General features: G+C 61.0%; 9 protein-coding genes. 4 read left to right on the top strand and 5 right to left on the bottom strand.

Annotated features, from left to right (window positions below):
• The 5 genes from dnaQ to ACOVQ0_RS05630 form a co-directional block, all read right to left on the bottom strand.
• On the bottom strand, window positions 1-496 hold a 496-nt coding region (gene dnaQ, locus ACOVQ0_RS05650), incomplete at its 3' end, for a DNA polymerase III subunit epsilon (protein WP_421881274.1).
• A gap of 49 nt (window positions 497-545) precedes the next feature.
• On the bottom strand, window positions 546-1,151 hold the full coding sequence (gene coaE, locus ACOVQ0_RS05645) for a dephospho-CoA kinase (RefSeq protein ID WP_421881272.1): 606 nt from the start codon (window positions 1,149-1,151) through the stop codon (window positions 546-548).
• Window positions 1,148-2,005, bottom strand: coding sequence for a shikimate dehydrogenase (gene aroE / locus ACOVQ0_RS05640; RefSeq protein ID WP_421881270.1), 858 nt, complete (start codon window positions 2,003-2,005; stop codon window positions 1,148-1,150). The genes coaE and aroE overlap by 4 nt, the downstream gene beginning before the upstream one ends.
• Window positions 2,002-2,589 carry a nucleoside triphosphate pyrophosphatase gene (locus tag ACOVQ0_RS05635; protein WP_421881267.1) on the bottom strand — a complete coding sequence of 196 codons (588 nt, stop codon included), beginning with the start codon at window positions 2,587-2,589 and terminating at the stop codon, window positions 2,002-2,004. Before ACOVQ0_RS05635 ends, aroE begins: the two co-directional genes overlap by 4 nt.
• A complete protein-coding gene (locus tag ACOVQ0_RS05630; RefSeq protein WP_421881264.1) occupies window positions 2,586-3,428 on the bottom strand; it encodes a pyruvate, water dikinase regulatory protein in 843 nt (280 codons plus the stop codon). Before ACOVQ0_RS05630 ends, ACOVQ0_RS05635 begins: the two co-directional genes overlap by 4 nt.
• Before the next feature lie 349 nt (window positions 3,429-3,777).
• On the opposite strand from ACOVQ0_RS05630, the gene hemE reads away from it, so the two are divergent.
• From hemE to rho, 4 genes are all read left to right on the top strand, one after another.
• Entirely contained in the window at window positions 3,778-4,803 is a 1,026-nt protein-coding gene (gene hemE / locus ACOVQ0_RS05625) for a uroporphyrinogen decarboxylase (protein ID WP_421881261.1), read from the top strand.
• Window positions 4,791-5,300, top strand: a complete 510-nt coding sequence (locus ACOVQ0_RS05620) for a GNAT family N-acetyltransferase (RefSeq protein WP_421881257.1) — start codon at window positions 4,791-4,793, stop codon at window positions 5,298-5,300. The genes hemE and ACOVQ0_RS05620 overlap by 13 nt, the downstream gene beginning before the upstream one ends.
• A gap of 76 nt (window positions 5,301-5,376) precedes the next feature.
• A complete protein-coding gene (locus ACOVQ0_RS05615; protein ID WP_421881254.1) occupies window positions 5,377-5,820 on the top strand; it encodes a CopD family protein in 444 nt (147 codons plus the stop codon).
• Window positions 5,821-6,245: 425 nt separating this feature from the next.
• The coding region (rho, locus tag ACOVQ0_RS05610) for a transcription termination factor Rho (protein WP_421881253.1) at window positions 6,246-7,318 on the top strand (1,073 nt) is incomplete at its 3' end.

Genomic DNA, 7,318 nt, shown 5'->3' with positions numbered 1-7,318 from the left:
GCTCGACATAGAGCTGGGCGAGCAGTTCCGCGTCCAGTAGTGCCCCGTGCTTGGTGCGGTGGCTGCGGTCTATGCCGTAGCGTGAACACAAGGCATCGAGGCTGAGCTTGGCACCGGGGTGCTTGCGGCGGGCAATCCCCACCGTATCGACCATCCGATCCCGGCTGACGGGTTCAAGCCCGCACATCTCAAGCTCGTTGTTGATGAATCCGAAGTCGAACCCTGCGTTGTGCGCAACCATCGGCGAATCGCCGATGAAGCTCAGGAAATCGCCGGCTCTTTCGGCGAATTTCGGCTTGTCCGACAGGAACGTGATCGACAGGCCATGAACGGCCTCAGCCTCGGCCGGCATGTCACGCTCAGGGTTGAAATAGCAATGGAAAACCTGGCCCGTAGACACCCGGTTGACCATTTCGACGCAGCCAATCTCGACCAGCCGATCCCCGCTTCTGGGGTCCAGCCCGGTCGTCTCGGTATCGAAAACGATCTCACGCATTGAAAGATATGTGGACCTGCAAAGGGGGGCTGGCAAGGGGGAGGCAGGGTTACTGGGACGGGTTTTTTTCCCGGATAGTCGCAACCAGCGCCGCCACCTGTGCCTCAGTCTCGGCCAGCGTCACGCCGGTATCGATCACATGATCCGCCCGCGCCCGCTTTTCCGCGTCTGGCACCTGCAGCGACAGGATGTGGGCGAACTTTTCCGCCGTCATGCCCGGTCGCGCCAGCACCCGCTCGCGCTGGACGGACGCGGGCGCGGAAACCACCATCACCGCATCGAGATCCTTGCCGTGCCCTTTTTCGTAAAGCAGCGGAATATCAAACACGACCAGCCGTTCGCCCATATGCTCGATCATGAAGGCCTCGCGCATCCTCGCTACCGCGGGATGAACGATGGCCTCCAGACGCTGCAAAGCCTGCGGATCGCCAAACACCACCGCGCCCAGCTCCTGCCGCTTCACGCCATCAGGTCCGGTGGTTCCGGGAAACGCCGCTTCAATGGCAGGCAGCAATGCACCGCCCGGCCCTTGCAGGTGATGAACCGCCGCATCGGCATCGAACACCGGCACCCCAAGTTCGCGCAGCATCATCGCCACGGCGGACTTGCCCATGCCGATCGAACCGGTCAGCCCCATCACGAACGGCCTGCTCATGCCAGCAGCCTCGCGCGCAGTTCCGTATCAGCCTCCCCACGCGGCGGCACGGCGCCAAAGAAGCGCCGGAACGCATGATCCGCTTGGCCGATCAGCATCGATAGCCCATCCACCGTGCGGAATCCCGCCGCCTTGGCCGCTTTCAGAAAGTCGGTTTCCAGGGGCGATGTCACGATATCGTAGAACACCGATCCCGGGGGTGCATGGCTCATGTCGAAAACCAGCGGCGATTGCCCGGTCATCCCCAGCGACGAGGCATTGACCACCAGATCGAAACATCCTTCGCGGTCGTCAAAGGCAAAATCGGTCGCATCGGCAAAGTGGTCGAGCGACGCAACATGATGCTCACCTTCGGCATCAAGTTCGTCCAGCAGCCCACGCGCCTTGTCCACATTCCGGCCAGCCAGCACGATCACCATATGCTCGTCGGCCAGTGCGGCAATGATTGCCCGCGCTGCGCCGCCAGTGCCCAGCACCCGCGCCATGCGGAAGTAGTGCGTGCGATCCAGTTCATCACGCAGCGGTTCCAGAAAGCCCGGCGCATCGGTGTTGTATCCCACCAGCGCGCCATCTTCGGGCACGATCGTGTTCACCGCGCCAATCCGCTGCGCCAACGGATCGAGCCGGTCGAGCAGCGGTATCACCGCCTGCTTGTGCGGCATCGTCACATTGCATCCGCGCCAGTCCGGGTCGGCGCGCCGCACTGCCAGATAATCCGCCAGCCCTTCAGCCGTCACATGGGCGCGGTCATAACGCCCTTCCAAACCCAGTTTCTCCAGCCAGAAACCATGAATAACCGGCGACTTGGATTGCACGATCGGATCACCGATGACTTCGGCATAAGGAACATTCAAGACGGCAACTCTCCCTGGGCGCGCAAGGCTTCGAGCAGGGCCAATAGCGGCATTCCCAGCACGGTGAAGTGGCTGCCGTCGATCTGCTCGAACAATTGCACGCCCAGCGCTTCGATCCTGAACACGCCGACGCAGCCCGAAACAGCGGGCCATTCCCTGTCGAGATAGCTCTGGATAAAGTCGGGAGAAAGCGTGCGGACTCGCAATTTCGCGGTCTCGCAGGTTTTCCACACCACCTTGCTATCGCGTATCAGCACGGCGGCGGAATGGAGGTGCATCTCCTTGCCCGAGAAGAACTCCAGATGCTCTGCCGCGTTCTGGCGGCTCACCGGCTTGTCGAACTGCCGCCCGCACACTTCAACCAGCGAATCCCCGCCCAGCACCAGCCGTCCGGCCATGCCCAACGAAACGCCCAGCGCCTTCGCCTCGGCCAGTACGCTGGCGATCTGGCATCCCGGAACCCCGATCAGTTCCCGCTTGATGGCGCTTTCATCGACATCGGAAGACCGCGCTTCGAATGGTACGCCTGCGGCCTCAAGCATCATTTTGCGCGATGCGCTCTGGCTCGCCAGAACAAGCGTCATATCGGTTTCACTCCGTCCCCGCTGCCACCCGCGGCAGCGCGCTCGTTATACAGGTTGATCACCGCTGCCGCCGTTTCCTCGATCGAGCGGCGCGATACGTCGATCACCGCCCAGCCATTGTCGGCAAACATGCGGCGGGCAAACTGCACTTCGCGCGTCACCTGCTCGTTGTCCACATAAGCCGTTTCCGGCGCCTGATTCAGCGACAGCAGCCGGTTGCGGCGCACCGCGATGAGCCTTTCGGGGCTGGTTGTCAGCCCCACCACCAAAGGCCTCCGCAGGGAAAACAGCATGGGCGGTGGCGGACTTTCTACCACGATCGGAATGTTCGCCACCTTGTATCCACGATTGGCAAGGTAGATCGACGTCGGCGTCTTCGAACTGCGCGAAACCCCCGCCAGCACGATGTCCGCTTCTTCCCAGTTCTCCCAGTTCACGCCATCATCATGGGCAATCGTGAACTGGATCGCATCCACGCGCGCGAAATAGGCTTCGTCCATCATGTGCTGCCGGCCCGGTCGGCCCTTGGCCTGAACGCCAAGCTGCTGCTGCAAGGCATCGGTTACCGCATCCAGCGCGGGCACCATCGGCAAACCAAGTGCTGCACAGCGCTGCTCCAGCCGCTCGCGCGTTTCAGGATTGACCAGCGTGAACAGCACAAGCCCCGGATTTGACGCGATTTCGCCCATGATCCGGTCAAGATGCTGCATCGATCGGACCATCGGCCAGAAGTGCCGCACCACATCCGCGCCATCGAACTGCGCCAGCGCCGCCTTGGCGATCATTTCCAGCGTTTCACCGGTGGAATCCGACAGGAGATGCAAGTGCAGACGCTGCATTCACAGGCTTTCTTGGGCGTTCTGCCGGGGTCCGGGAGAACCTTGTGGATAGAGGCCCGATAAACCACGGGAGAGCATCGGGGACAAGTTTGACCCGCAGATTCACCCTCGTTCCGAGTCCCTTTCAACCCCGCTTGTGGACAACTGGAAAAGCTTTTCCCCAGCCTGTGGAGAGCGTTGAGAACTTCGCCTTGACCGGATTCCCCACAGAGTCGCAGACGCCGAAAACAGTGGAAGCAGACTCACAAATCGGGCAGATCGCCGCAATCCCCGGTTTCCACAGGGCCAACAAACACCTTCAACCTGATTCAATAAGAATCTTATTTAGTAGATTGGACGAAAGCGCACGATGCCCGGCCCTCTTCTCGATACGCTCCGTGGCGCCAATCTTTCCCGCCGCCCGATCTGGCTCATGCGCCAGGCCGGGCGCTATCTTCCCGAATATCGTGAGCTGCGCGCCGAAAAGGGCGGCTTCCTCTCCCTCGTCTACGATACCGATGCTGCGGCAGAGGTCACTGTCCAGCCGATCCGCCGCTTTGGTTTCGATGGCGCGATCCTCTTTTCCGATATTCTGATCGTCCCTTACGCAATGGGGCAGGATCTCCGGTTCCTCGCCGGTGAAGGTCCGCACCTCTCCCCCCGGCTGCTCGATGCCACGCTGGAAAGCCTCACAGCCGTACCAGAGCGCCTTGCGCCGATCTATGAGACAGTGGCCAAGGTGAAGGCCCAGATTGCGCCTGAAACGACGCTGCTTGGCTTTGCGGGCAGTCCCTGGACGGTCGCCACCTACATGGTCGCGGGCGAAGGCAGCCGCGATCACCACGATACCCGCGCGCTCGCCTATCGCGATCCCGCAGCCTTTCAGGCGATCATCGACGCGATCACCGATGTCACGATCGAATACCTTTCAGGGCAGGTCGAAGCAGGCGCAGAAGGCCTGCAACTGTTCGATTCATGGGCCGGCAGTCTTGCTCCTGCGCAGTTCGAACGTTGGGTCATCGCACCCAATGCAAAGATCGCCGCCGAGATGCAGCGCCGCCATCCGCACGTTCCCATCATCGGCTTTCCCAAAGGCGCTGGCGAAAAACTTGCCGCCTATGCCCGCGAAACCGGCGTCAACGCCGTGGGTGTGGACGAGACCATCGACCCGCTCTGGGCTGCGCGCGAACTGCCTGCGAACATGCCGGTTCAGGGTAATCTCGATCCTCTGCTCCTGCTATCAGGCGGTTCCGATCTCGAAAAGCAAACAATCCGCGTCCTGGAAGCCTTTGCTGACCGCCCGCACGTGTTCAACCTCGGCCACGGCATCGGTCAGCACACCCCGATTGAAAACGTCGAGGCGCTGCTGAGGATCGTCCGGGAATGGTCGCATTGATCATTCGACTGGCGACCGAGGCTGATCACGTCGCCGTTCTCGGGATTGTCATGCCCGTCATCCGCGCTGGAGAGACTTACGCGCTTGACCGTGACATGACGGAGCCTGCCGTGCTGGCGTACTGGTTCGGTGCGGACAAACAGACATTTGTTGCGCAGGCCGAAGATGGTGCGATCCTTGGCACCTACTATCTGCGGCGGAATCAGCCCGGCGGGGGCCGTCATGTCTGCAATTGCGGTTACATGACAAGCAGCATGGCTACCGGCAAGGGCGTGGCGCGTGCAATGTGCCTGCATTCGCTGGAGCAGGCGCGTGCGCAAGGATTTCGCGCCATGCAGTTCAACTTTGTAGTCAGTTCGAACACGCGCGCGGTCGGCTTGTGGAAATCGCTGGGCTTTGCCGAAGTCGGGCGGTTGCCGGGTGCTTTCGATCACCCTCATCTCGGATCGGTTGATGCTCTGGTTCTGTTCCGGTCGCTGGCCGATGGGATGGTATGATGTGCTCTTGCAAACCGCGTCGCCCAAGCCGAAATAGCCCTCAAACGGGCGCAAACGGCAGGCGAGAGCGCAACACATGCAGCAGGTATTGGCGATGCTCTATCTCTGGCTGAAAGCCGGCCATGTCATCTTCGTGATCTTCTGGATGGCAGGCCTGTTCATGCTGCCGCGCTTTTTCGTCTATCATCAGGAAGCGCCTGAAGGTTCAACCGAAAACGCAGTCTGGGTCGATCGTGAGCGCAAGCTGATGAAGATCATCATGTGGCCCTCGCTGGTGGTCGTCTGGGTGCTGGGGCTTGCACTTGCGATGGACATTGGTGCGTTCAGCCAGGGCTGGTTCCACGCAAAGCTGGCCTTCGTGCTGGTATTGACCGCCTACCATTTCTGGCTGGCGAATTATGCGCAGAACCTCAGCGTCGGCGTGCGCAAGCTGACGGGCAAGAAGCTGCGGATGATCAACGAGATTCCCGGAATCGCAGCAGCGGTCATCGTCATCATGGTCATCGTGAAGCCGTTCTGACCCATCTCCCCTCCCGCTTCCGGGAGGGGTCGGGGGAGGGCATGTCGATTATCCCCGCAAGGTCCGCAATCCATCGCGCATCACACTGCGGATCAGCATGGGCGCGGTTCGCAGATGCTTCCATTGCGATCCCCAGGCATTGACCGGGGTGCCCTGTGCTTCGGGCCGTGGAAAGGCGCGTCTGTGGCGTGGTAGTCTGATCATCGGTTCCATCCTCTTGGTCTGCTCGGCCGGTGTTCCGGCTCCATGATCAGGAACGTATCATCTCCACCCCTGTTTCCACAATTGACTAAGCCCTTGTGCAGGAATATCCCGCGCACCGACCGGAATATCGATGCGCTGCCGCAGATGCAGCCGCCCTCTCGCTTTCTCCAAGCCCCTCAGAGGCTTCCGGCCATCTACCCAATTCTTTGGAATAAAACGAAATGCACCTGAAAGAACTCAAACAGAAGACCCCCGCAGAACTGGTCCAGATGGCCGAAGAACTGGAGGTCGAAGGCGCCAGCACGATGCGCCGCCAGGATCTGATGTTCGCGATCCTGAAAGAAATGGCCGAAGACGGCGAGGAAATCCTCGGTATCGGCACGATCGAGGTTCTGCCCGATGGCTTCGGATTCCTGCGCAGCCCGGAAGCGAACTATCTTGCCGGGCCGGACGATATCTATGTTTCGCCCAATCAGGTCCGCAAATGGGGTCTGCGCACGGGCGATACCGTTGAAGGCGAAGTCCGCGCGCCCAAGGATGGCGAACGCTATTTCTCGATCACGCGCCTGATCAAGGTGAACTTCGACGAACCGGAGGCCGTGCGCCACCGCGTCAACTTCGACAATCTCACCCCGCTCTATCCGAACGAGCGCTTGAAGCTCGATACGCTGGACCCCACGGTCAAGGACAAGTCGGCCCGCGTGATCGATCTGGTCAGCCCGCAGGGCAAGGGCCAGCGCGCGCTGATCGTCGCGCCGCCGCGCACCGGCAAGACCGTGCTGTTGCAGAACATGGCAAAGGCCATCACCGACAATCACCCGGAAGTGTTCCTGATCGTCCTTCTGGTCGATGAACGCCCCGAAGAAGTCACCGACATGCAGCGCAGCGTGAAAGGTGAGGTCATCTCCTCCACCTTCGACGAACCGGCCACTCGCCACGTGCAGGTTGCCGAAATGGTCATCGAAAAGGCCAAGCGTCTGGTCGAACACAAGCGCGATGTGGTGATCCTGCTCGATTCGATCACCCGCCTTGGCCGCGCCTACAACACCGTCGTGCCCTCGTCGGGCAAGGTGCTCACCGGCGGCGTCGATGCGAATGCGCTGCAACGCCCCAAGCGCTTCTTCGGCGCCGCCCGCAATATCGAGGAAGGCGGATCGCTTTCGATCATCGCCACCGCGCTGATCGACACCGGCAGCCGCATGGACGAAGTGATCTTCGAAGAATTCAAGGGCACCGGCAACTCGGAAATCGTGCTGGACCGCAAGGTTGCCGACAAGCGCATCTTCCCCGCGCT

It is taken from the genome of Novosphingobium sp. (genome assembly GCF_049240505.1).
Taxonomy (GTDB): domain Bacteria; phylum Pseudomonadota; class Alphaproteobacteria; order Sphingomonadales; family Sphingomonadaceae; genus Novosphingobium.
This window is presented reverse-complemented; position numbering and strand designations above follow the sequence as displayed.

Bases quoted from the DNA above. Each gene is read 5' to 3' on its own strand.
- coaE (WP_421881272.1), bottom strand. From the start codon at position 1,151: ATGAGCAGGCCGTTCGTGATGGGGCTGACCGGTTCGATCGGCATGGGC.
- ACOVQ0_RS05635 (WP_421881267.1), bottom strand. From the start codon at position 2,589: ATGACGCTTGTTCTGGCGAGCCAGAGCGCATCGCGCAAAATGATGCTT.
- ACOVQ0_RS05630 (WP_421881264.1), bottom strand. From the start codon at position 3,428: ATGCAGCGTCTGCACTTGCATCTCCTGTCGGATTCCACCGGTGAAACG.
- hemE (WP_421881261.1), top strand. From the start codon at position 3,778: ATGCCCGGCCCTCTTCTCGATACGCTCCGTGGCGCCAATCTTTCCCGC.
- ACOVQ0_RS05620 (WP_421881257.1), top strand. From the start codon at position 4,791: ATGGTCGCATTGATCATTCGACTGGCGACCGAGGCTGATCACGTCGCC.
- ACOVQ0_RS05615 (WP_421881254.1), top strand. From the start codon at position 5,377: ATGCAGCAGGTATTGGCGATGCTCTATCTCTGGCTGAAAGCCGGCCAT.